This is a genomic window from Pseudomonas sp. R1-6 (genome assembly GCF_051132115.1).
In the GTDB taxonomy this organism is placed as follows: domain Bacteria; phylum Pseudomonadota; class Gammaproteobacteria; order Pseudomonadales; family Pseudomonadaceae; genus Aquipseudomonas.
Genome location: NZ_CP071662.1, coordinates 1236662 through 1259873 on the forward strand (window position 1 = coordinate 1236662; position 23212 = coordinate 1259873).

20 protein-coding genes and 2 tRNA genes are annotated in these 23212 nt (G+C 61.3%); 7 read left to right on the forward strand and 15 right to left on the reverse strand.

Features of this window, described 5'->3' with window-relative positions; translation table 11 throughout:
* Window positions 1-277 precede the first annotated feature (277 nt).
* The 3 genes from J3P81_RS05805 (at window position 278) to J3P81_RS05815 (ending at window position 2885) form a co-directional block, all read left to right on the forward strand.
* The gene (locus tag J3P81_RS05805; protein ID WP_420764452.1) at window positions 278-2119 is read left to right on the forward strand and encodes a potassium transporter Kup; all 1842 of its coding nucleotides are present in this window, start codon (window positions 278-280) and stop codon (window positions 2117-2119) included.
* A gap of 176 nt (window positions 2120-2295) precedes the next feature.
* Window positions 2296-2586 (forward strand): type II toxin-antitoxin system Phd/YefM family antitoxin, encoded by a 291-nt coding sequence (locus tag J3P81_RS05810; RefSeq protein WP_434562598.1) that lies wholly within the window; start codon window positions 2296-2298, stop codon window positions 2584-2586.
* Between the two features lie 11 nt (window positions 2587-2597).
* Window positions 2598-2885, forward strand: a complete 288-nt coding sequence (locus J3P81_RS05815) for a type II toxin-antitoxin system RelE family toxin (protein ID WP_434562600.1) — start codon at window positions 2598-2600, stop codon at window positions 2883-2885.
* Between the two features lie 56 nt (window positions 2886-2941).
* On the opposite strand, the gene J3P81_RS05820 is transcribed toward J3P81_RS05815, so the two are convergent.
* The 4 genes from J3P81_RS05820 to J3P81_RS05835 form a co-directional block, all read right to left on the reverse strand.
* Window positions 2942-4231 carry a virulence factor family protein gene (locus tag J3P81_RS05820; protein WP_434562602.1) on the reverse strand — a complete coding sequence of 430 codons (1290 nt, stop codon included), beginning with the start codon at window positions 4229-4231 and terminating at the stop codon, window positions 2942-2944.
* Window positions 4231-6798: a bifunctional lysylphosphatidylglycerol flippase/synthetase MprF gene (gene mprF / locus J3P81_RS05825; RefSeq protein ID WP_434564083.1), complete on the reverse strand. Its 2568-nt coding sequence runs from the start codon at window positions 6796-6798 to the stop codon at window positions 4231-4233. The genes J3P81_RS05820 and mprF overlap by 1 nt, the downstream gene beginning before the upstream one ends.
* Window positions 6799-7022: 224 nt before the next feature.
* Window positions 7023-7099 (reverse strand) — tRNA-Met (locus J3P81_RS05830).
* Between the two features lie 220 nt (window positions 7100-7319).
* Window positions 7320-7396 (reverse strand) — tRNA-Met (locus tag J3P81_RS05835).
* Between the two features lie 282 nt (window positions 7397-7678).
* Here J3P81_RS05835 and dinB point away from each other — a divergent pair.
* On the forward strand, window positions 7679-8740 hold the full coding sequence (gene dinB / locus J3P81_RS05840; RefSeq protein ID WP_434562604.1) for a DNA polymerase IV: 1062 nt from the start codon (window positions 7679-7681) through the stop codon (window positions 8738-8740).
* A gap of 63 nt (window positions 8741-8803) precedes the next feature.
* Here the strand turns inward: dinB and J3P81_RS05845 are convergent, their stop codons facing one another.
* The 4 genes from J3P81_RS05845 to J3P81_RS05860 form a co-directional block, all read right to left on the reverse strand.
* Window positions 8804-9757: a hypothetical protein gene (locus J3P81_RS05845; protein ID WP_434562606.1), complete on the reverse strand. Its 954-nt coding sequence runs from the start codon at window positions 9755-9757 to the stop codon at window positions 8804-8806.
* Window positions 9758-9774: 17 nt separating this feature from the next.
* A complete protein-coding gene (locus J3P81_RS05850) occupies window positions 9775-11490 on the reverse strand; it encodes a proline--tRNA ligase (protein WP_434562608.1) in 1716 nt (571 codons plus the stop codon).
* A 144-nt stretch (window positions 11491-11634) separates the two neighbouring features.
* On the reverse strand, window positions 11635-13212 hold the full coding sequence (locus J3P81_RS05855; RefSeq protein ID WP_420764298.1) for an AmpG family muropeptide MFS transporter: 1578 nt from the start codon (window positions 13210-13212) through the stop codon (window positions 11635-11637).
* 44 nt (window positions 13213-13256) lie between these two features.
* A complete protein-coding gene (locus J3P81_RS05860; protein WP_434562610.1) occupies window positions 13257-13610 on the reverse strand; it encodes an MGMT family protein in 354 nt (117 codons plus the stop codon).
* A 155-nt stretch (window positions 13611-13765) separates the two neighbouring features.
* Between J3P81_RS05860 and J3P81_RS05865 the strand changes: the two genes are divergently transcribed.
* Window positions 13766-14773, forward strand: a complete 1008-nt coding sequence (locus J3P81_RS05865; RefSeq protein WP_420764300.1) for a DUF481 domain-containing protein — start codon at window positions 13766-13768, stop codon at window positions 14771-14773.
* Between the two features lie 177 nt (window positions 14774-14950).
* Here the strand turns inward: J3P81_RS05865 and J3P81_RS05870 are convergent, their stop codons facing one another.
* A complete protein-coding gene (locus J3P81_RS05870) occupies window positions 14951-15160 on the reverse strand; it encodes a cold-shock protein (RefSeq protein ID WP_002554837.1) in 210 nt (69 codons plus the stop codon).
* A gap of 352 nt (window positions 15161-15512) precedes the next feature.
* Here J3P81_RS05870 and dcd point away from each other — a divergent pair, with 352 nt between their 5' ends.
* Together dcd and J3P81_RS05880 are read left to right on the forward strand one after the other, a co-directional pair.
* On the forward strand, window positions 15513-16079 hold the full coding sequence (gene dcd / locus J3P81_RS05875) for a dCTP deaminase (protein ID WP_017126297.1): 567 nt from the start codon (window positions 15513-15515) through the stop codon (window positions 16077-16079).
* Between the two features lie 102 nt (window positions 16080-16181).
* Window positions 16182-16388, forward strand: a complete 207-nt coding sequence (locus J3P81_RS05880; protein WP_420764301.1) for a hypothetical protein — start codon at window positions 16182-16184, stop codon at window positions 16386-16388.
* Between the two features lie 34 nt (window positions 16389-16422).
* Here the strand turns inward: J3P81_RS05880 and pdeM are convergent, their stop codons facing one another.
* The 6 genes from pdeM to J3P81_RS05910 form a co-directional block, all read right to left on the reverse strand.
* Window positions 16423-17079, reverse strand: coding sequence for a ligase-associated DNA damage response endonuclease PdeM (pdeM, locus tag J3P81_RS05885; RefSeq protein WP_434562612.1), 657 nt, complete (start codon window positions 17077-17079; stop codon window positions 16423-16425).
* Window positions 17079-19565, reverse strand: a complete 2487-nt coding sequence (locus J3P81_RS05890) for a ligase-associated DNA damage response DEXH box helicase (RefSeq protein ID WP_434562614.1) — start codon at window positions 19563-19565, stop codon at window positions 17079-17081. The genes pdeM and J3P81_RS05890 overlap by 1 nt, the downstream gene beginning before the upstream one ends.
* A gap of 250 nt (window positions 19566-19815) precedes the next feature.
* Entirely contained in the window at window positions 19816-20580 is a 765-nt protein-coding gene (locus J3P81_RS05895) for an ABC transporter ATP-binding protein (protein ID WP_420764304.1), read from the reverse strand.
* 13 nt (window positions 20581-20593) lie between these two features.
* Window positions 20594-21712, reverse strand: a complete 1119-nt coding sequence (locus J3P81_RS05900; RefSeq protein ID WP_434562616.1) for a succinylglutamate desuccinylase/aspartoacylase family protein — start codon at window positions 21710-21712, stop codon at window positions 20594-20596.
* 27 nt (window positions 21713-21739) lie between these two features.
* Window positions 21740-22450: an ABC transporter permease gene (locus J3P81_RS05905; protein WP_434562618.1), complete on the reverse strand. Its 711-nt coding sequence runs from the start codon at window positions 22448-22450 to the stop codon at window positions 21740-21742.
* Window positions 22447-23175 carry an ABC transporter permease gene (locus J3P81_RS05910; RefSeq protein WP_420764307.1) on the reverse strand — a complete coding sequence of 243 codons (729 nt, stop codon included), beginning with the start codon at window positions 23173-23175 and terminating at the stop codon, window positions 22447-22449. The genes J3P81_RS05905 and J3P81_RS05910 overlap by 4 nt, the downstream gene beginning before the upstream one ends.
* Window positions 23176-23212 lie beyond the last annotated feature (37 nt).

Consider the following 23212-nt stretch of genomic DNA (forward strand, 5'->3'; position numbering starts at 1 on the left):
CTGATCAAAAAGTGCGCAATTCTATCCGTGGTCGCCGCACTTGACCAGCTTTATACCGGGAAATACGACGAGTGCTGCGCTATGCTTCGCGCCTTTGCCTTCTGGCGAACGCTGCAGTCAACAGAACGTCTGTTACAAAGCGTAAAACCGCCCATGCTGCGTCACAAGAGCGTACGGCTTCTTTCAAGAAGGCAGGTCTGGAAATCAGGAGTGTTGGATGGGTCATGCAGGTAGTCAGGCGGCGGGCGCCGAGCACTCGGCGGCCAAACCGCTGAGCATGCTGGTCGCGGCGGTCGGGGTGGTTTATGGCGACATTGGCACGAGCCCGCTGTACACCCTTAAAGAAGTGTTTTCCGGTGGTTATGGCGTGCCCGTCAACCATGACGGGGTGCTGGGGATCCTGTCGCTGATTTTCTGGTCGCTGATCTGGGTCGTGTCCATCAAGTACATGATGTTCGTCCTTCGCGCGGACAACCAGGGCGAAGGCGGAATCATGGCCTTGACTGCCCTGGCGCGGCGCGCGGCGGCCGGCAGGGCGCGGCTGCGTACGTTGTTGGTGATCTGCGGTTTGATCGGTGCGGCGCTGTTCTATGGCGACAGCATGATCACCCCGGCGATCTCGGTATTGTCGGCGGTCGAAGGCCTGGGCCTCGCATTCGAAGGCATCGATCACTGGGTGGTGCCGCTATCGGTGGTGGTGCTGGTGGCGTTGTTCCTGATCCAGCGCCACGGCACCGCGCGCATTGGCATCCTCTTTGGTCCGATCATGGTGACCTGGTTCCTCGTCCTCGGCGCCTTGGGCGTGTATGGCATCAGCCAGCACCCGGAAGTATTGAACGCAGTGAACCCGGCCTGGGCCGTGCGTTTCTTTGTCGTCCACCCGGGCATGGGCGTAGCGATCCTTGGCGCGGTGGTGCTGGCGCTGACCGGGGCCGAAGCGCTGTACGCCGACATGGGCCACTTCGGCCGTAAACCCATCGCCCGTGCCTGGTTCATCCTCGTGCTGCCGGGCCTGATGCTCAACTATTTCGGCCAGGGCGCCTTGCTGCTCGGTGATCCTGAAGCGGCGCGCAACCCGTTCTATCTGCTGGCGCCGAGCTGGGCATTGCTGCCCTTGGTGGGCCTGGCGACGCTGGCGACGGTGATTGCCTCGCAAGCGGTGATCTCCGGCGCGTTCTCCCTGACGCGCCAGGCAATCCAGCTCGGCTACATCCCGCGCATGTACATCCAGCACACCTCCAGCGCCGAACAGGGCCAGATCTACATCGGCGCGGTGAACTGGTCTTTGATGGTCGGCGTGGTCTTGCTGGTGCTGGGCTTCGAGTCGTCCGGAGCGCTGGCATCGGCCTACGGCGTGGCGGTGACCGGGACGATGTTGATGACCACGATCCTGGTCTCCGCCGTGATCCTGTTGCTATGGAAATGGCCGCCGCTGCTGGCGGTGCCGGTGCTGTTCGGTTTCTTGCTGGTAGATGGGCTGTACTTCGCCGCCAACGTGCCGAAAATCATCCAGGGCGGCGCATTCCCGGTCATAGCCGGCATTGCCTTGTTCGTATTGATGACCACCTGGAAACGCGGCAAGCAGCTGTTGGTGGAGCGGCTGGACGAAGGGGCGTTGCCGCTGCCGGTCTTCATCAGCAGCATCCGCGTGCAGCCGCCGCACCGGGTCCAGGGCACGGCGGTGTTCCTGACGGCGCGCTCGGATGCGGTGCCCCATGCGCTATTGCACAATCTGCTGCACAACCAGGTGCTGCATGAGCAGGTGGTGTTGCTGACAGTGGTCTACGAAGACATTCCCCGCGTGCCGCCACAACGGCGTTTCGAGGTCGATGCCTATGGCGAGGGCTTCTTCCGGGTGATCCTGCATTTCGGTTTTACCGACGAGCCGGACGTGCCCGAGGCGCTCAAGCTCTGTCATTTGGACGACCTGGATTTCAGTCCGATGCGCACCACCTACTTTCTCAGTCGCGAGACTGTTATCGCCTCCAAGCTGGAGGGCATGGCGCGTTGGCGTGAGTCGTTGTTTGCTTTCATGTTGAAAAATGCCAATGGCAACCTGCGCTTTTTCAATCTGCCGTTGAATCGGGTAATTGAATTGGGGACGCAGGTGGAGATGTAGCACCGGGAAACAAAAAGCCCCCACTACCTTGCGGCGGTGGGGGCTTTTTTGTGGGAGCCTCTTGGCATTTGGTCGGTTGGTCTTTCCTTACGTTGATTTGCGTCTAATATGACGTAATATTTTACAGTTAAAGATGTGTTTTAAAGTATGCGGAATCAGGTGGAAGGAGGTGGGGTATGGCAGCACTACTGGAGCGGGCGGATCAAGCGATATCCGTTACGGCAATGGTCAGGGGGTTCAGCGCGAAGCTCAAGGAAGTATCGAGTCGTGCAACCGAAAGGCTGGTGATCTTCAAGGACAATGAACCCGCAGCGGTGATCATCAACGTCGACGCTTATCAGGAAATGCTCGATGAGCTGGAAAATCTTCGCGTCGAGGCGACGGCTCGTGAGCGCTTGATCAATTTCGATCGGGCCAAGGCCGTCAGTCATGAGGATATGCGGGCGCGGTATGCCAAAAACGACTGAAGGGGCGGTGAATGGCTTGGAACGTTGTTTACCATCCGGAGGTTCAAGACGATCTGGATCAGTTGGGTGCTGCGGCTGCGAACCGTATCCTTGATGTCATCGAAGAGCGGATCATCAATGGCGAGCCGGACAAGATCGGCAAGCCGCTCAGAGCCAGCCTGGCCGGGTGCCGAAGGATCCGAACGGGTGATACCCGCATTGTTTACAGGGTCGACGGAAAAGCGATTCAGGTGCTGATAGTCGCCGTTGGCGCGCGGCGAGATAAAGAAGTATACGACGCGGCAGAACGTCGCCGTTAACAAAAGCCCCCAAGTGCCTTGCGGCGGTGGGGGCTTTTGTCTGGCTTGCCCCCCGCTTATTGCACGGCAGGCTTGGTTTGGCGCTTGTCGATCTCGCCGATCAGGCGCTTGGCCAGGGCCGGGTAGTTTTCATCGAAGTGGTGGCCGCCCGGCAACTTGATGACTTCGCCCACGGCAGTCTTGTCGGTGCAGCCGCTTTCGTTGGCCTCTTCGGCGCCGTAGATGCACACCACTTTTTCGGCGGGCAGCTTGGCCATCTCCGGGCCGGTGGCGGCTTCGGTGCCGGCGTTGCCGAGCCAGCCCTCGACTTCGATTTCGAAGCTGCCCGTGCGAGCGAAGGCGAGCAGGATGATTGCATCGACCCGCTGTTGCTCTGTCGCCGGTAGACGGTTGTAGATCGCCGGCAGCACATCGGCGCCGAAGGAGTAGCCGGTCAGGATGAAGCGCTTGGTGCCCCAGATCTGGCGGTAGTGCTGCATCAGCTCGGTCAGGTCGGCGGCGCTCTGTTCGGGGCTCTTGTGCTGCCAGTAGTAACGCAGGGTGTCGATGCCGACGACCGGGTAGCCGACCTTGGCCATTTCATCGGCCACGTCGCGGTCCAGGTCACGCCAGCCACCGTCGCCAGAGAGAAACAGCGTCACGGTATCCCGGGCCAGGCTGGCGGGCACCTCCACCACCGGGATGCTCAGGCCGCCCTTGCCCTTTTCGGCACCTACCAGGATCTTGCGCAGTTCATTGTTCAGCACTTGCGGCAGGTTGATGTCGTAGTCGCTGATGCTGGTTTCGGCATTGTGTTGATCACGAACGAACCCGGCGCTGGTGTCGTCGGGGTTATCGTTCCAGGCGACCAGCCAGTGACCGTGTGCGGCGCTCTTGGGCAGCAGGTGCGTGCAGCCAGGTTTTTCCAGGGCCAGGTCCACCGAGACGGCCCGGGCATTGTCGTCCTTCTGCTCGGCCAACCAGCGCCAGGCCAGCACGGCGCCGGGGCCGATGCCGCTGACCAGCGTGGCCGGGCCGTGGAGTTGTCTCAGGCCGGCCTGTAGAGCACGGCCTTGCAACATGCAGTCCTTGGGCAGGATCACTTGGACGATCTGTGCCGAGCCGCTGCGGCTGAGGGTCGTCAACTGGGTGTCGCTGAGCTTTTGGTCCTCATTCACGGCCACCAGCACCTGGGCGCGGGGCTTGGTGCCGGGGATGACGCGCGTCATTGGCACGCCGTCGGCGGGTTCCAGTTGTTCCAGGGTCGGTTGCGGGGCAGGGCGGTTCCAATACCAGTAGCCGCCACCGAGAATCACAGCCAGCACCAGCAGGGCGGCCACTACGTATCGCCACGAGCGTTGCATCATCAGCGTTTCACCAATCCAGTCAGGCCGCCTGCAATCAGGGCGGCGGTATCAGCCAGCGCAACCAGCGGATCGAGTCCGGCGGGCACGGCCATGTAACGAGGTTCCCAGTCAGGCTGGAATTTGTCTTTGAAGCGGCGCAGCCCCTGGAAATTGTAAAGCTGCTCGCCACGGCGAAACACCATCGACCCCAGGCGCTGGGTCAGCGGTGCGCCGCGCCGCGGCTGCAAGCCCGACAAAGGGACCATGCCGAGACTGAAGCGAGCGTAGCCATGGTTTTTGTAATGTTGAATCAGGCCGACCATCATGAATTCCATGGTCAGCTTCGGCGCGTCGGGGTGGGCACGCATCAGGTCGAGGCTGGCCAATTCGTGGTTGTGGGTTTCCAGCAGGTTGGCGAATGCCACCGGCCGGCCTTCGAAACGAATCACTGCGATGCGGAAATGCTTGAGGTAGTCATCGCTGAATCGTCCGAGGGAGAAGCCTTTTTCCCGGACGTTCTTGCCGCTCAGCCAGGCGTCGGAGATGACTTTCAGTTCGTCCATAGGCGCCTGGCCCGGCTCGTGGATTTCCAGCGACAGGCCATCACGGGTGCCGCGATTCCAGGTGTAGCGCAGGTCCTTCATCTCTTTGCCCTTGGCTTCGAGATCGAAACGTTTGAGGTCGACTCGCGCCTCTTCGCCCAGCTTGATCGCGGTCAGGCCGATGTCCATGTAGTAAGGCAGGTTCTCGGCGCGTACCTGGTAGAACACTGGCCGGGCGTGATAGATGTCGCACAGGTCACGGAACTGCCAGATCATTTCCGCCCGTTGCTGGGTCGGCCCGATCGGGTCGTACAGCGCGACAAGGCTGCGGCCGCGACGGGCGTACATCAAAAATGCCTCGTCGTTGGGGTGAAACAGCAGCGCCTTGTCGCCGGTCAGGGCCAAGCCGCCGTCGGGTTGAGACGACGCCATGAGAATGGACTTGGCGCGTTCCAGCTCTTGTGCCGTAGGCAAGTGAATCACCGGCCGCGCGGTGCGCAGCAACCAGGTCAGCGACACCACCACCAGCAGCACCGCGGCACCGAGCAATGAGCGCAGGCCGCGGGGAGCGTCGGCATCCAGGGTGAATTGCCACCACAGTTGATGGCTGTAGGGCACGTCCTGATAGGCGAACAGCAACAGCCAGATCGACGCCCCCAGGACGCACAGGCTAGCGATCAAGAACAACGGCGAAAACGGCAACTCGGTCAGGCGACTCGGCCTGTAGAACGAACGCCGGAAGATCGACAGCAGGGCAGCAGTCAAGGTCAGCAGCGTGGCTTCTTCCCAATCAAAGCCCTTGAGCAGCGAGAGCAGGGCACCCACCAGCAATAACACGGTGGTGAGCATCCAGGCGGCGGACAGGCGACGGCGCAAGCCTTGGGCCAGCAACAGGCACAGCACGCCAATCAGGCTGGCGCCAAAGTGCGAGGCATCCACCAGTCGGTGAGGAATCAGAAAGCCGATGTGCTCCAGGCGGGTGTCGATTTCGGGTGTCACCCCGGAAAACAGCAGCACCACGCCCGACAAAAACACCAGCACGGCCAGGATCGGTGCCGCGAAACCTGACGCCGCCCGCAAGGACTGGCGTGTCTGGAAGAGTCGTTGCGCCTCGTTGATCAGCAGCAGCACGCACGCTACCAGCATCGGCAGCAGCACGTAGATCAAGCGATACAGCAGCAAGGCGGCGGCCAGCGGCGCGGCACCCAGCTTGTCGGCAAACGCGGCCAGCAGGATTGCCTCGAACACCCCGACCCCGCCCGGCACGTGGCTGAGTACACCGGCGGCCAGCGCGAGCAAGTACACCAGCAGGAATGGACCGAACGGGGGCGCCTCGGGCAGCAACAGATAGAGCACCGTCGCGGCAGCTGCGACGTCCAGCGCGGTAATCACCAATTGCAGGAGCGTCAGGCGTCGGCCTGGCAGCCGCAAGGTCCGGCGACCGGCCCTGACCAGCAGGCTGTCGCGGTAGGGTTGGTCCGGCAGGCGACGGCGATAGATACCCACCGCCAGCACGCCAGTCAGCAGCAGCACCGCGACGGCGATCGATCCCAGCAACGTGGCTGGAAGATGCAAGGCGGCGGATGCCGCAGGCAGATTGCTCAGTGTCGCCAGGGCGGCCAAGGGCGGCAGGGCGCAGCCCAGCGACAGGCTGGCGAACAACGTCATATGGGCGACATCCGTCGCCCCCAGGCCATGGCGAGCATACAGGCGATAACGAACCGAGCCGCCCGACAGCAGCGACAGGCCGATGGCGTTGCCAATGGCGAAAGCGCTGAAGCCCCCTAGCACCAGGGTTTGCGGCGGCAGCTTCACCCCCGCGTAGCGGGTGGCGGACCACTCATAGCCCAGCAGAATGACAAAACCGGCCACGGTCGCGGCGATCGCGCCGAGCAGGGCCGGCCTCGGCACCTCGAGGATCGAGTCGTGAAGGGCGTAAAGGTCGAGCTCGCTCAACAGATGGCGGCAGGCGATCAAGGCAATTGCAAACAGGAGCAGCGTGACAGCGAGGCCGATCGGTTGCCGGTACTGGCTGATCCGCTCCATCCAGCGCAATCGCTCGGCCTTGATCGGTTGTGTCGCAGAAACAGTGTCTTGTGGGTCAGACGAGTGGGCGCGCATCAATCACCTCTTGAGCTATGCGCGACAGGATGGGGGTATCCAGCCAAGTTACCAATCCCTGCGGTGGAAAATATTACAAAATATTTGTCATGGAGTTTTTTCGACACGCACAAAAAAGGCCACTCTTTCGAGTAGCCTTTCTTGATGTTTGGTTGCGGGAGCCGGATTTGAACCGACGACCTTCGGGTTATGAGCCCGACGAGCTACCAGACTGCTCCATCCCGCGTCTGTGTGGCGGCATTCTACAGGCGAACGCCAGAGTGTCAACCGTTAATAAGGGGCTGGGTGAAATAAACGACGAGTTCACCTAAATACACGAAAACAAAAGAAAATTGTCCTACAACCATCAGCAAGGGCTTAGGTTGATAGAAGCGCCATGGGGCGCAGGCGCATAAATCAGGCGCGCACAAAAAAGGCCACTCTTTCGAGTAGCCTTTCTTGATGTTTGGTTGCGGGAGCCGGATTTGAACCGACGACCTTCGGGTTATGAGCCCGACGAGCTACCAGGCTGCTCCATCCCGCGTCTGTGAGGCGGCATTCTACAGAAGATCGACGGGCTGTCAACCCTTGCTCAGGAAAAACATGTTCCGCTTCAAGCGGTTAGCCTAGGCCCAGGGCCAGGTTTCACGCTGTGACGCAAGCCGGGCAAGGGCTGGCGCCCTATTGGCCGGCTCTTGGTGATTGAGGAAATACATCCGTGTAGGAATTTTCAAGGTTCAACGAAGGATCTTTCAAAGCACTGGTGCTATATACAGGTTCGAATGAGATACTGGCGCCCCGAATCAATTCGTGTGCCGCTTCTCTCATGACGCAACGCAAAATCATCCACGTCGACTGCGACTGCTTCTATGCCGCTATCGAGATGCGTGATGATCCGCAGCTGGCCGGCAAGCCATTGGCGGTCGGCGGCTCGGCGGACCGGCGCGGCGTAATCGCGACCTGCAACTATGAGGCCCGGGCCTATGGCGTGCGCTCTGCCATGTCTTCCGGCCATGCGCTGAAGCTCTGCCCTGACCTGACCATCGTCAAGCCGAGGATGGACGCCTACCGAGAGGCGTCGAAGGAAATCCACACGATCTTCAGCGATTACACCGATCTGATCGAGCCGCTGTCCCTCGACGAGGCTTACCTGGATGTCTCCGCCAGCGCGCATTTTGGCGGCAGCGCCACGCGTATTGCCCAAGACATTCGCCGGCGTGTCTCCAATCAGCTGCACATCACCGTGTCCGCTGGCGTTGCGCCGAACAAGTTTCTCGCCAAGATCGCCAGTGATTGGAAGAAGCCCAATGGCTTGTTTGTCATCACCCCCGACCAAGTGGAAGATTTCGTCTCGGCATTACCGGTGAATAAACTCCACGGTGTTGGCAAGGTCACCGCCGACAAGTTGAACAGGCTCGGGATCACCGATTGTTCACAGTTGCGTCAGTGGGACAAGCTCGCCCTGGTGCGTGAATTCGGCAGTTTTGGCGAGCGCCTCTGGAGCCTTGCCCGTGGGATCGATGAGCGTCTGGTGCACAACGACAGCCGTCGTCAGTCCATCAGCGTGGAAAACACCTACGACGTTGATCTGCCCGATCTGAAAAGCTGCCTGGACAAGTTGCCGGAGCTGATGGAAACCCTCAGCGGGCGCATGGCGCGGATCGACAGCAGTTACCGCCCGGGCAAGCCATTCGTCAAAGTCAAATTCCATGATTTCACCCAGACCACCCTGGAGCAGTCCGGGGCCGGGCGGGATCTGGGCAGTTACCAGCTTTTGTTGACCCAGGCCTTCAACCGTGGCGGCAAGCCGGTGCGGTTGTTGGGGATCGGGGTACGGTTGGAGGATTTGCGGGGAGGGTATAAACAGTTGGAGCTGTTTGATCGGTAAGCGCTCGTTGTGGTGAGGGATAATCCCCTCACCACAGGGGAAGCATCCCTCGTTCAGCCAGGTTCAACTCGCCCCTGGGTCCGCCACCAACCGTCCGCCATCCTTGGTCAAAGCCTTCAGGAACTCGGTCTGCAGTTCCGGATCGTTGCGGGTCAGTTCGATCAGGCTTTGCTCCAGCTCACTGGCTTCTTCTTCAAGGCCCAGTTCCGACAGGCGTTTGACCCGGTGAACCCACTGGCTCACTTCGTCATCTTCCAGGTCGTCGTAGATCAATGCGTGGGCTTCGACCAATTTGCTGCGCAGGGTGCTGCTGATGCTCAGCGACGAGTCGGTATGCACCTCGTCCTGGGCATCCGTCACGCTGATCTGCAATTTGCCGAACTGGCTCAGGTCATGTTCGGCGAACGGGCTTTCCAGCAGGTTCAAGCGCAGCACCCCGTTGCGGTCGGTGCTCATCTCGAATGTCTGGCGGGCGGCCTTCACCTGTACCGGGCGTTCGCTCCAGGGCAGGCTCGAGTGCTCGGTGCGCTTGTCGCGCTGGATTTCGTCGATACCGGCCAGGTTTTGTTGCGCTCGACCGTTGGACGGGACGTTCATGAATGGGTTCAGGCCGGCGAAACCGTAGCTGATCCAGTCACGGGTCGCGGTGTCAGGCAAGGTGCCCAGGGCGAACACATTGACCACGTTCGCGCCGACACCGGCCACCACCGCCACCGCGCCCAGCGGGATCTCATAGACCTCGCGCCATGGCTGGTAGGGCGTGTAGCGATCGTAGTGCCGGGTGACTTCGAATTCAGTGACCTCGAAAGTCTTTTGCTCGTTGATCCGAACCCGACGCTGCGGCAAGTCGAGCACCTTGGGCTCGCCCACATCGATTTGCAGACTATGGTCGAGCAGCTTGCGCTCGATCCGTTCTTCGTGCTCGTTGCGTTGCGACATCTGGTTGGCGCAGCCGCTGACCAACAGGGCGCCGCACAGTGCGGCGCCCCCGAGGCCTAAGGTGTTTCGCTTGAACATGACGTCTCTATCTGGTCTCAGCGGCGGATACGAGCCTGGAGGAAGGACAGCACTTCGGCGACCGGTAGCGCTTGCGGCTCGGCCTCGGTGCGGCTCTTGTATTCCAGGTTGCCTTCGGCCAGGCCGCGATCACTGACTACGATCCGGTGCGGGATACCGATCAGTTCCATGTCGGCGAACTTGATACCGGGGCTGGTTTTCTTGTCGCGGTCGTCCAGCAGCACCTCGAAGCCAGCGGCCGTCAATTCGGCGTAGAGCTTGTCGGTCGCTTCGCGAACCTGTTCGGTTTCATAGCGCAGCGGCACCAGCGCGACCTGGAAGGGCGCCAGTGTGTCGCTCCAGATGATCCCGTTCTCGTCGTTGTTCTGCTCGATGGCAGCGGCCACCACGCGGGATACACCGATGCCGTAGCAGCCCATCTGCAGGGTGACCGGCTTGCCGTTGTCGCCCAGCACCTCGCATTTCATCGCCTTGCTGTACTTGTCGCCCAGCTGGAAGATGTGTCCGACTTCGATACCGCGCTTGATTTCCAGAGTGCCCTTGCCGTCCGGGCTTGGATCGCCGGCCACCACGTTGCGCAGGTCCGCGACGGCTGGAACCGGCAGGTCGCGCTCCCAGTTCACGCCGAAATAATGCTTGTCGTCGATGTTAGCGCCGATGGCGAAATCGCTCATCAGCTCCACCGAGCGATCAATGATGATCGGCAGCGGCAGGTTCAGCGGGCCGAGGGAGCCGGCGCCGGCGCCGATGGCGTCGCGCAGCTCGGCGTCGGTGGCCATGACCAATGGGCTTGCGACGCCAGGCTGGTTGGCCGCCTTGATTTCATTGAGCTCGTGATCGCCGCGGACGATCAGGGCGATCAGCTTGCCTTCTTCTTCCGCGCGCACGATCAGGGTCTTGATGGTGCGTTCGATCGGCAGGTTGTAGCCTTCCACCAACTGGGCGATGGTCTTGGTGTTGGGTGTATCCACCAGGCGCAATTCTTCGGTCGGCGCGGCGCGGGACGTTTCCCGTGGCACGGCTTCGGCTTTCTCGATGTTCGCGGCGTAGTCGGAGCGGTTGCTGAAGACGATGTCGTCTTCGCCGGACTCGGCCAGTACGTGGAATTCGTGGGAGCCGGCACCGCCAATAGAGCCGTTGTCGGCTTCAACCGGGCGGTATTTCAGGCCCAGGCGGGTGAACACGTTGCAGTACGCCTGGTGCATGCGGTCGTAAGTAACCTGCAGCGACGCCAGGTCGGCGTGGAACGAGTAGGCGTCCTTCATGATGAACTCGCGACCGCGCATCAGGCCGAAGCGCGGACGGATCTCGTCACGGAACTTGGTCTGGATCTGATACAGGTTGATGGGCAGCTGCTTGTAGCTGCTCAACTCGTTGCGCATCAGGTCGGTGATCACTTCTTCGTGGGTCGGGCCTGCGCAGAAGTCGCGACCGTGACGGTCCTTGATGCGCAGCAGCTCGGGGCCGTACTCCTCCCAGCGTCCCGACTCCTGCCACAGCTCGGCCGGTTGGGTGCTCGGCATCAACACTTCCAGAGAGCCGGCGGCATCCATTTCTTCACGGACGATGGCTTCGACCTTGCGCATGACCCGCAGGCCCATCGGCAGCCAGGTGTACAGGCCGGAGGCGAGTTTGCGGATCATGCCGGCACGCAGCATCAGCTGGTGGCTGATCACGACGGCGTCGGAAGGCGTTTCTTTCTGTGTGGCGAGCAAAAATTGACTGGTGCGCATGGTTGGCCGTTGTCGGTTGCTGATGACGAGAAGTGACGCAGCATTGTACGGGCGAGATGCCCTGGCGTACAGGCGCGTGGCCTGTTGCCGGATCCAGGCGCCGCTTTCTTCGGCGCCTGCTGAGCTTTCCTACGATTCTTGGGCCTACGACTCTTGGGCGGGCCGGGTCGGCGTCGATTTCGACTCCGGCTCTGACTCGGTTCCGTGCGTCGAGTCCTGGCGGCGATTTTCCTGATACCAGTGGAGCGCGATCAGCAGCAAGGTTGGAACGCCGAGCAGGGCGGTGATCAGGAAAAAATCGTGATAGCCGAACTTTTCCACCATGACCCCGGAATACCCACCGATCAGGCGCGGCAGCAAGAGCATGATCGAGCTGAGCAGGGCGTACTGGGTTGCGGAGAATTTCAGGTTGGTCAGGCTGGACAGGTACGCGACGAATGCCGAGGTCGCCAGGCCGGAGCTGAAGTTGTCCAGGGAGATGGTGACAATCAGCATCTCCAGGTCGGCGCCCATCCCCGTGAGCATCAAGAAGAGGATATTGGTGGCCGCCGAGGACACGCCGCCAATGAACAGGATCGGCAAGATGCCGAATCGCACGATGAGCAGGCCGCCCATGCCGGCGCCCACCAGCGTCATGATCAGCCCGAATATCTTGCTGACGCTGGCGATCTGGTCCTTGGTAAATCCTTGGTCGATGTAGAACACGTTGGCCATGACGCCCATGACCGTGTCGGACATGCGATAGGTGGCGATCAGGCCGAGCAGCAGCAGCGCCTGCCAGCGGTAGCGCAGGATGAAGTCGTTGACGGGGGTGAGCACCGGCGCCAGGCCGCGACGGCCCATCGACGACAGGCACATGACAGTCAGGAGGATATAGAGGATGGCGCGCAGGAACGCCCGGTCCTCGAGCAGCAGGTCGAGCAGGCTGACGCCCTCGAACAGCACGCTGGCGAAGTCGGTGTTATAGAGTTGGGTGAACATGGCCGGGACCGACACCAGGAGCACGATCAGGACGAACACCGATGCGAGCTGATGGACGAAGGTATAGCGCCCGGCCTGCAACTGTGTGCGCAGTGGCACCGGAGGCTCGCGCATGAACAGTGAGGTCAGCAAGGCGGGCACCATCAGCACGCCGAACAACAGGTACGTGCCCGCCCAGGCCGAATGTTTGTAGCTGAACCCGGTGGAGCCGAAGCCCTCGGCGAAAAACAGCGCGCCGGCCGTGGCCAGCAGGGCGGCGACCCGGTAGCCGGACATGTAGCTGGCTGCCAATGCGGCCTGGCGGGTGTCGTCCACGATTTCCAGCCGATAGGCATCGACGGCGATGTCTTGGGTGGCGGAGGCGAAGGCCACTATTACCGCGATTGCGATCAGCCAGGACAGGTGCTTTTGCGGATCGCAGAAACCCATGCCCACCAGGCCCAGGATGACCAGCCCTTGGGACAGCACCAGCCAGGATCGGCGGCGTCCCAGCTTGCCCAGCAGTGGCAGGCGCCATTGGTCCAGCAATGGCGACCAGACCCATTTGAAGGCGTAGGCGAGGCCGATCAGGCTGGCGTAACCAATGGTCTCGCGAGCCACGCCGGCTTCGCGCAACCAGACCGAGAGCGTGGAAAACACCAGCATGTACGGCAAGCCGGCGGCGAAGCCAAGCAGCAACAGCACGAGCGTCGAAGGACTGGCATAGGCGGCGAGGGCGGCGCGCCAGGTTTTACGGGGCATGGGCTGGAGTCTGCCTCAAAAATTGCGAAAACAAAGCGCGCACTCTAACCGCTGTGCTCTACCGGGCGCCAGCCATGGCGCTGAATATCAACACGATTATTCAGGACACTGATCCCCTCCGTGCGCAAGCGCGCGCGTTGTTCATCCCCTGAGGGGCTTCCCACCGGCAGGCTGATCCGACCGCCGGCACCGAGCACGCGATGCCAGGGCAGCTTCGTGTCGCCGGGCAATTGGCTGAGGGTTCGTCCGACCCAGCGCGCGGCGCGGCCCAGCCCGGCCATTTCGGCGAGTTGGCCGTAGGTTACGACTTTGCCGGCAGGCACCTGTGCCAGGGTGAGGTAAAGCGTGGTGCGGCGGATCTGGGCGGCGTTCTCGGTGGCCGAAGTGGCGTCAGTCACAAGCGCGGTTCCTGAAAGTGTCCGTCTGTAGATTAATTCCTACAGGGCGGGTTGATAAATGAACTCATCTTCCATACGTGGGTCAGTCGTTGCTGAGGTGTCATCCTGGGGGATAATGCCGCCTTTTCATCGCAAACTTGAGCCCATTATCGCTTATGTTGTCCAGAACCCTGCTTTGCCTAGCTGTTACGAGCGCCTCCATGCCTTTGCTTGCCGATACCGTCTGGTTGAAGAACGGCGACAAGCTCAGCGGCAAGATCACCGTTTTCGACGGCGGCAAGTTGCTGATCCAGACCGATTATGCCGGCGCGGTCCCTATCGATTGGAAACAGGTCAAGACCCTTGAAAGCGACCAGCAGTTGTTGGTCAAGCAGGACGCTTACAGTGGCGAGAAGGCCAAGGCGTTGCAGGCGGCCGAGGATGGCAAGGTGACCTTGGCCAATGGTGATGTGCCCAAGACCGTCGAGCTGGCGAGCATCCAGCAGATTCTCAAGCCCAAGCCGGTGGTCGAGGATTTGGTGTGGAAGGGCAATATCGACGCCGCACTGGATTACCAGCGGGCGGAAAACGACACCGACGACTACGACATCGACTTCAAGACTTCGGCGCGCCACGGCAGGTGGCGGCACACCGCCGAAGGCGAATACAACCGCGAATTCCAAGACGACATAGTCTCGGCTGATAACTGGCGACTGGAGTACTCCCTCGACCGGTTCATCACCGATAAATGGTTCTGGCAAGGTCGGCTCAACTACAAGCGCGACAAAGTCGAGGACCTGGCCCGCCAGCGTGTCGTGGGTACCGGTCCGGGCTACCAGTTCTGGGACGACGAACTGGGTGCGTTCTCCCTGGGTTCGCTGCTCAACCGCACCGATTACGAGTACAGCGATGGCGGCAAGGACAACTTCTATTCCGTCGCCATGAAATGGGACTACAACCGTTACCTGATCGGCAAGCGGGTTGAGTTTTTCACCAATGGCGAAGTCGGCAAGCCGCTGTCTGGCGTGGCGGATTATGCCTACGACGCAGAGTTGGGGTTGCGCTATAAAGTGACCGACTGGGCGTCACTCAATCTCAAGGCCGAGAAAGATGTCATCGAAGGGACGGAAGACAGCGACATCAGTAAGACGCGCTACACGGCTGGGTTCGGTGTGACCTGGTAATCCCAGGCTAATCAACGAACCCTCCTGTGGGAGCGAGCTTGCTCGCGATAACGGTGGATCAGACAGACCGCTATCGCGAGCAAGCTCGCTCCCACAGTTTTTTTGTGCCTGAAAAATCAACAGGCACAAAAAAGCCCCGCTTTTAAGGGCGGGGCTTCTTACTAAAGCAAGTACAAGTTAGATAACTTGAACTTCTTCAGCTTGCATGCCTTTCTGACCGCGGGTAGCGATGAAAGAAACCTGTTGGCCTTCTTTCAGGCTTTTGAAGCCGTCGGATTGGATAGCTTTGAAGTGAACGAACAGATCGTCACCGGATTGTGGAGTGATGAAGCCGAAGCCTTTTTCATCGTTGAACCACTTAACGGTACCGGTTTGGCGATTAGACATGGTGTAACTCCTTGAACAAAGATAACTGCGACTCAGGAAGAACCCTGGCCGAGACTGAGTGCAAAGAGCAGGAAAAATTCTTGTAGATGGTTGGATCGAAATTCAACATATCGTGTAGAGATTCTCAGTGACACAAGCAGCACAGTGACGCCACCTTAACCCTTTTTCCGGAACGTGCCAATGGTCTTTGCGAAGGTTTCTCGGTTTTAATGACTGACGGCGCTGACGGTTGCCGCCAGGGCCCGGAAATCAAGGTGGATCGGCGAGAATTGCGTCCCGCACTTTGAACCCGCCCCGCGCCCCGGTAAGATGCCGGACAGTTTTTTCCACCTCGCTATTCAGGAAACCCGCCATGAGCATCAAATCGGACAAGTGGATTCGCCGCATGGCGCAAGAGCACGGCATGATCGAGCCCTTCGTAGAGCGCCAGATGCGTGGCGAAGGCGCCGACCGGCTGATTTCCTTCGGTGTTTCCAGCTACGGCTACGATGTGCGCTGCGCCGATGAATTCAAGGTGTTCACCAACATCAACTCGGCCACCGTCGACCCGAAGAACTTCGACGAGAAGAGCTTCGTCGACATCAAGAGCGATGTCTGCATCATTCCGCCGAACTCCTTCGCCCTGGCCCGCACCGTCGAGTATTTCCGTATTCCGCGCAACGTGCTGACCATTTGCCTGGGTAAAAGCACCTATGCCCGTTGCGGCATCATCGTCAACGTCACGCCGCTGGAACCGGAATGGGAAGGCCATGTGACCCTGGAGTTTTCCAACACCACGACCCTCCCGGCCAAGATCTACGCCAACGAAGGCGTGGCGCAGATGCTGTTCCTCGAATCCGATGAAGAGTGCGAAGTGTCCTACAAGGACCGGGGTGGCAAATACCAGGGCCAGCGCGGCGTGACACTGCCGCGTACCTGATTCTGACGAGCTGTTGGAATTCCTGGGCGGGCAGGCACTCTATGAAGTGTACTGCCCGTTTTTTTGCGTCAGCCCAATGGGCCTTCGCTCAGGAGTAGCTCTATGAAGATCGATCCGCGAATCAGTGCCGAACTGGCAAGTCTTGAGCCCAATCAGATCGGCGTCCTGGCTTGGTCACTGCTGGCCCATCCTGCTGAAGCGGCAGGCGGCATCCCCGGTCAGCCAGATCCCGATACCCCCAACGAGCAGCCAACCGAACCCGGCGAACCGACACTTCCCGACGAGCCGCCTCCTGCGCCCGTAGCCTGATCACATATGGCCCGTCAGTTGAAGCGAATGCGCTTCAGCTGACGGGCCATATTTCGTTGTCGCCAATCACGAAGATCTTGCAGTCGTTGTCCTGCTCGACCCGATAGCCTCCGGTGAACGCACCGAAGGCCGGCAGCAGGCTGACATCACTACCGAGGCGGAAACACGGAAGCCGAAGCCGTTGCCGGCCTTTGCCTGTCAAGTGATAGACCGGGTGCACATGCCCGGCCAGCACATGTCGGCTTGGGTGCGGCGTGGGTTCGTGTTGCACGGCGAACGGGCCCAGCAGCAGTGGCTCGGGTACGACGCGGATATTCATCGAGGGCGGTGGATCGCCAGCGCTCTTGTCGTGATTGCCACGTATGAGTGTGATGGGAAGTGCTTGATGCCGTTCACGCCAACCGGCGAGAGCGTTCAGTGTGCCGGGGGCATGGGAACCAGGCCCGTGAAGGAAATCCCCAAGGAAAATCAGCAATCGACACGGCACGCTTGCCAGCAGTTGATCCAGCTCGGCGATATTGCTCGCCGTCGTGCCGTGGGGCACCGGTTGGCCGAGGCTGCGATAGGCAGCGGCCTTGCCGAAATGTGCGTCGGCCACCATCAGGGTTTCCTGGGCCGGCCAGTACAGGGCTTTGTGCGGCAGCAGCCAGAGTTCTTCACCGGCGAGGTTGATGGGGTAGGGCGCGGGCATCAGACGGTACCTTTATCGGCGGTTCGTTCCAGTTCGCTGACCATCCGGCGGATGCGATCGGCAAGTTTTTCCGAGCTCATGCTTTCGCGGAACCGTTCCACCAATAACGGGAAGCCCAGCGGGGTGGGGCGTTTAATGATGTGCAGGTCCAGCTTCAACGTATCGAGGCGTTCCAAGGTCTGCTCCAGTCGGCGTATATCCAATTCTTCGCGCAGGACCTCCTCGCCGGCCTGTGCCAGCAGCAGGTTATCGGCGTCGTATTGCTTGAACACTTGAAAAAACAGTCCGCTGGAGGCCTGGACTTGCCGTGTGCTCTTCGGCGCGCCGGGATAGCCGGCGAATACCAGCCCGGCGATTCGGGCGATCTCGCGAAAGCGCCGCAGCGCCAATTCTCCGGCATTCAGGCTGGCGAGCACGTCCACCAGCAGATTATCGGTGCGCAAGAGCCCCGGGTTCAGGTGCGCTGACCAGTCCACTTGGGTGGCGCTGAGCAGTTCCAGTCCGTAGTCGTTGACCGCGATGGAAAATGTCACCGGTTGTCGCTGGCTGACGCGCCAGGCCAGCAGGCTGGCAAGCCCGAGGTGAACCTGGCGCCCGGCGAATGGATAGAGGAACAGGTGCCAGCCTTCCCGGGACTTGAGCGCTTCGGCCAGCAACGTACTCTGCGTGGGGAGGCCGGACCAGCGCAGTTGCGTCGATAGCAATGGTTGCACGGCGCGCATCTCCGGGCCGTCGAAATGGCCTGCGGCGGCCTCGCTCAGGCGTGCTACGACCGCGGCGGCAAGTTCGCTGGAAAGTGGCATGCGGCCGCCGTTCCAGCGTGGCACGGCAGCTTTTTTCGCCTGGCTGCGCCGCACGTAGGCCGTCATGTCTTCGACCCGGACCAGTTCCAATAACCGCCCGGCGAAGAGAAACCCGTCGCCGGGACGCAGCCGCGCGATAAAACCTTCTTCCACGCTGCCCAAGGTCCTGCCGCCCCCACCCTTGCTCCAGAACTTCAGCTGCAGGCTGGCGTCGCTTACGATGGTGCCGATGCTCATGCGGTGGCGCCGGGCCAGGCGTGCGTCAGGCACGCGCCATACGCCGTGCTCGTCCGGCTCGACCCGTCGATAGTCAGGGTAGGCCGTCAACGAGAGTCCACCGTGGCGCACGAACGCCAGGGCCCATGCCCATTCGGCAGGGTTCAAATCGCGGTAAGCCCAGGCGCCACGGACCTCGTCGAACAGTTCGTCGGGCCTGAAACCGCCGCCCAGGGCCATGCTGACCAAATGCTGGACCAGCACGTCCAGGGGTTTGTGCGGCGATTCCCGGGGCTCGATGCGCCGCTGCGCCACGGCGTCCTGCGCGGCGGCGGACTCGATCAGTTCCAGGCTATGGGTCGGCACGAGTGTGATTCGCGAGGTCCGTCCCGGCGCGTGGCCGGAGCGTCCGGCGCGCTGCATCAGCCGCGCCAAACCCTTGGCCGAGCCGATCTGCAACACCCGTTCTACCGGCAGAAAATCCACCCCAAGGTCCAGGCTTGAGGTGCACACCACCGCTTTGAGCTGGCCATCCTTGAGGGCTTGTTCCACCCAATCCCTGGTCTCGCGGGACAACGAGCTGTGATGCAGCGCGATCAGCCCGGCCCAGTCCGGACGTGCCTCGAGGATCGCCTGGTACCAGATTTCCGACTGCGCACGGGTGTTGGTAAAGACCAGGCAGCTGCTGCTGGCGTCGATTTCGGCGACGACCTGGGGCAGCATTTTCAAGCCGATGTGCCCGGCCCAGGGGAAACGTTCAAGGGTCGGCGGCAACAGCGTATCGACCTGTAGAGCCTTGGCGTTGGCACCCTGCACGCTGGCACCATTGCCTTGTGGGATAAGCACCTGTTCGGCGTGGGCCTGGTTACCCAGGGTCGCGGAGACTCCCCACACGATCAGCCCCGGATGCCAGCGCCGCAAGCGGGCCAGGGCCAGTTGCAACTGCACGCCACGCTTGTTGCCGAGCAATTCGTGCCATTCATCCACCACGACCATGCGCAAGGTCGAAACGGCGGTTTTCGCGTCGGCGCGGGCCAGCATCAGGGTCAGGCTTTCCGGGGTGGTGATCAGCGCCGTGGGCAGGCGTCGGCCTTGGCGGGCGCGTTCGTTCGCGCTGGTGTCACCGGTGCGCAGGCCGACGGTCCAGGGGATCTGCAACGGGTCGAGGGGCGCTTGAAGTGCCTTGCCGGTATCAGCGGCCAGCGCGCGCATCGGCGTTATCCACAAGACTGTCAACGGCTCGGCCGCAGGTTTGCGTTTTCGGGGTTTGTCCGGCGGCGGCACGGCGCGGGCGAAACGGTTGAGGGCGGCAAACCACACGGCGTAGGTCTTGCCGGCGCCGGTGCTGGCGTGCAGCAGCCCCGACTCGCCGCGCTTGACCGCGGCCCACACATTTTTTTGAAAAGCGAACGGCTTCCAGCCCCGGGCGTCGAACCACTTTTTTGCGAAGTTGCTGGATGTCGCCATGCGTGCCGTGTGCGCCCTGAAGGTCCTTCTTCAGTGACCACGGCAGGAGATGAAGGTTTATTTGATCGACTGGTCGGGCGCGGACCCCTGTGGGAGCGAGCTTGCTCGCGATAGGGCCAGCTCAGGCAGCATCGATGGCGACTGGTCTATCGCCTTCGCGAGCAAGCTCGCTCCCGCAGGTATTGCTGTGTTTAAGACTCGTTGATTGAACGCCAGCGGGAGCAAGCTCCCTCGCCACGGAGGCGGGGAGTTATTTCAGATTGCCGCTGAGGAACTGCTTGAGTCGCTCGCTCCTGGGGTTGCCCAGCACGTCTTGCGGCGCGCCTTCTTCTTCCACCAGGCCCTGGTGCAGGAACAGCACCTGATTGGAAACCTTGCGGGCGAAGCTCATTTCGTGAGTCACCATGATCATGGTGCGGCCTTCTTCCGCCAGGCCTTGGATCACCTTCAACACTTCTCCCACCAGCTCCGGGTCGAGGGCGGAAGTCGGTTCGTCGAACAGCATGACTTCCGGCTCCATCGCCAAGGCGCGGGCAATCGCCACGCGCTGTTGCTGCCCGCCGGACAGGAACGCCGGGTATTGCTCGGCGACGCGGGCCGGCAGGCCGACCTTGTCGAGATAACGACGGGCGCGCTCGTCGGCTTCCTGCTTGCTGACACCCAGCACCCGGCGTGGCGCCATGGTGATGTTTTCCAGCACGGTCATGTGGCTCCATAGGTTGAAGTGCTGAAACACCATGGCCAGGCGCGTACGGATGCGTTGCAGCTCGTCGGCATCGGCCACGCGCATGCCGTGATGATCCTTGATCATCTGGATCGACTGGCCGTCCAGGGTCATGGCGCCGTCGTTGGGTTGTTCGAGGAAGTTGATGCAGCGCAAGAAGGTGCTTTTGCCCGAGCCGCTGGCGCCGATCAGGCTGATCACGTCGCCGGTCCTGGCCTTGAGTGAAACCCCTTTGAGCACCTCGTGCTGGCCATAGCTCTTGTGCAGGCCTTCGATGGTCAGTTTGTACATGGAACAGGCATCCTCAAGGCGAAAGTAAGTAGCCGCTGCGGTAGGCTTCGGTTCCGGCGACATGGGCGATGACCATGCCGGCGGTGGCCATGCGGCGCAGCGAGCGGGCATAAAGCAGCCCGGCGTTGCGGCAATGAACGGGCGTGACGGTGTCGTTGACCGGGTCGATGATTTCGGCGATCAGTTGCCCCGCCTCCATGTACTCGCCGGGCAGGGCGTTGTACACCAGCAGCCCGCCAACCGGCGTCGCCACCGGTTCGACGGCCGCCAGCGGCGTGGCCGGGTAGGGCAGGTCGGGCAACGGCACCGGTTCGCCGTCGATGGCGCCGTAGTGGATCAGGTACTCGATCAATGCCTGGCAGTCGAGGCTCGCCAGGCCGTGGTTGACGTCACCCTGGCCGCGCAGTTCGACGGTGACCGAAAAGCTTCCCAGGGGAATCTCGAATCGTTCGCCAAAACGTTCCTTGAGCTGCCACCACAGCAGCGTGAAACACTCATCGAACGACTGGCCGCCCGAGTCGGTGGCCAACAGGCTGGCCGCGGCGCCGATGTAGCGTGCCAGCGGCTCGACCTGCGGCCAGGCTTCGGGGGTAGTGTAGAGGTGGGCCACGGCTTCGAAATCGCAATGCAGGTCGAGCACCATGTCGGCGTCGCAGGCCAGCCGCTGAAGGACCAGGCGCTGGGATTGCAATTGCGTGCTGGCGCTCTGGCGGCTCAGGGCATCGCGCAGGCTGGTACGGATCAGCATCAGGTTGTGCTGCGGGTCGTCGGTCAACAGGCCTTCGATTTCGTTGCCGATCTCTTCGCTCAGGTCGACGAACCGGCGGTTGAAATTCTGCCCGCTCTCCAACTCATAGCGGCCCAGCGGCACGTCCATCAGCACTTGTTCAAGGCCGATGGGGTTGGCGATCGGCACCAGCACGATCTCGTGTCGCAAATGGCCGGAGGCCTCCAACTCGGCCAGGCGCTGCTTGAGGTGCCAGGCCACGAGCATGCCGGGCAGCTCATCGGCGTGCAGGGACGACTGGATGTAGATTTTGCCATCGGCCTTTTCCGGGCCGAAGTGAAAGCTGTGGATCTTGCGTGCGGTCCCCGGCAGCGGGGCCAGCAGGTCATGTATCTGGTGGCGCATGTGCGTGTATGTCCTGGAACGGAAGCCTTAGTGGGTTGGCCCGAGGAAGGCCAGCCAGCGGCGTTCGGCGAGGCGGAAGAGGCCCACCAGTGCAAACGTTATGGTCAGGTAGATCAAGGCGGCGATCCCGAACGACTGGAACGTCAGGAACGTGGCCGAGTTTGCATCCCGCGCGACCTTCAGCACGTCTGGAACGGTAGCGGTGAACGCCACGGTCGTCGAGTGCAGCATCAGAATCACTTCGTTGCTGTAATACGGCAGCGAACGACGCAGGGCCGACGGCATGATCACGTAGGCGTAGAGTTTCCAGCCGGTCAGGCCGTAAGCCTTGGCCGCCTCGACCTCGCCGTGGTTCATGCTGCGAATGGCCCCGGCGAAAATCTCCGTGGTGTAGGCGCAGGTGTTCAAGGCGAATGCCAGGATCGTGCAGTTCATCGCGTCGCGAAAGAAACTGTCGAGCATGGGTTGGGCGCGCACCGCCTCGAGGCTGTAGATGCCGGTGTAGCAGATCAGCAGCTGAATGTAGAGCGGCGTGCCACGGAACAGGTAGGTGTAGAACTGCACCGGCCAGCGGACGTAGAACCTGGGTGAAACCCGGGCAATGGACAGCGGGATCGATACCACGAAGCCGATCAGCAACGAAGCGCTGAGCAGCCACAGAGTCATCGCCAGGCCCGTGATGTTGACGCCGTCGCTGTAGAGAAACGGTCGCCAGTATTCCTGCAGGAGTTCGATCATCGCACCGCCTCCCGGGCTCCGGCGGCGTAGCGCCGTTCAAGCCAGCGCAGGATGATATTGGACGCGCTGGTGATCATCAGATAGATCAGCGCTGCGAGCACCAGAAAGTAGAACAGCTGGTAGGTGCTCTTGCCCGCGTCCTGGGCCGCCTTGACCAGGTCAGCCAGGCCGATGATCGACACCAGCGCGGTGGCCTTTAGCATCACCATCCAGTTGTTGCCAATGCCCGGCAGGGCAAAGCGCATCATTTGCGGGAACACCACGTAGCGGAAACGCTGGCCACGCTTGAGGCCATAGGCCGTGGCCGCTTCGACCTGCCCGCGCGGCACCGCGAGGATCGCGCCGCGAAAGGTTTCGGTGAAGTACGCGCCATAAATGAAGCCCAGGGTGATGACCCCGGCGCCGAATGGGTTGATCTCGATGTATTCCCATTCCATGAAATCGGTAAAAGACGTCAGCCAGGTTTGCAGGCTGTAGAAGATGAGCAGCATCAGCACCAGGTCGGGTACACCGCGAATCAGCGTGGTGTAGAGCTGGGCTGGAACACGCAGCAATTTGACGCTGGACAGCTTGGCGCTGGCGCCCAGCAGGCCGAGCAGAACGCTTAACAACAGGGACAGGGCAGAGAGCTTGATCGTCATCCAGGTGCCCTGCATCAGCAGCGGGCCAAAGCCCTGCAGGCTGAAGGCCGAGAGCCCCAGATTTTGTAGGAGTTGTTCGAACATGGAAGATTGCCTTGGGCAGAAAAAAAGTGCCCACCCG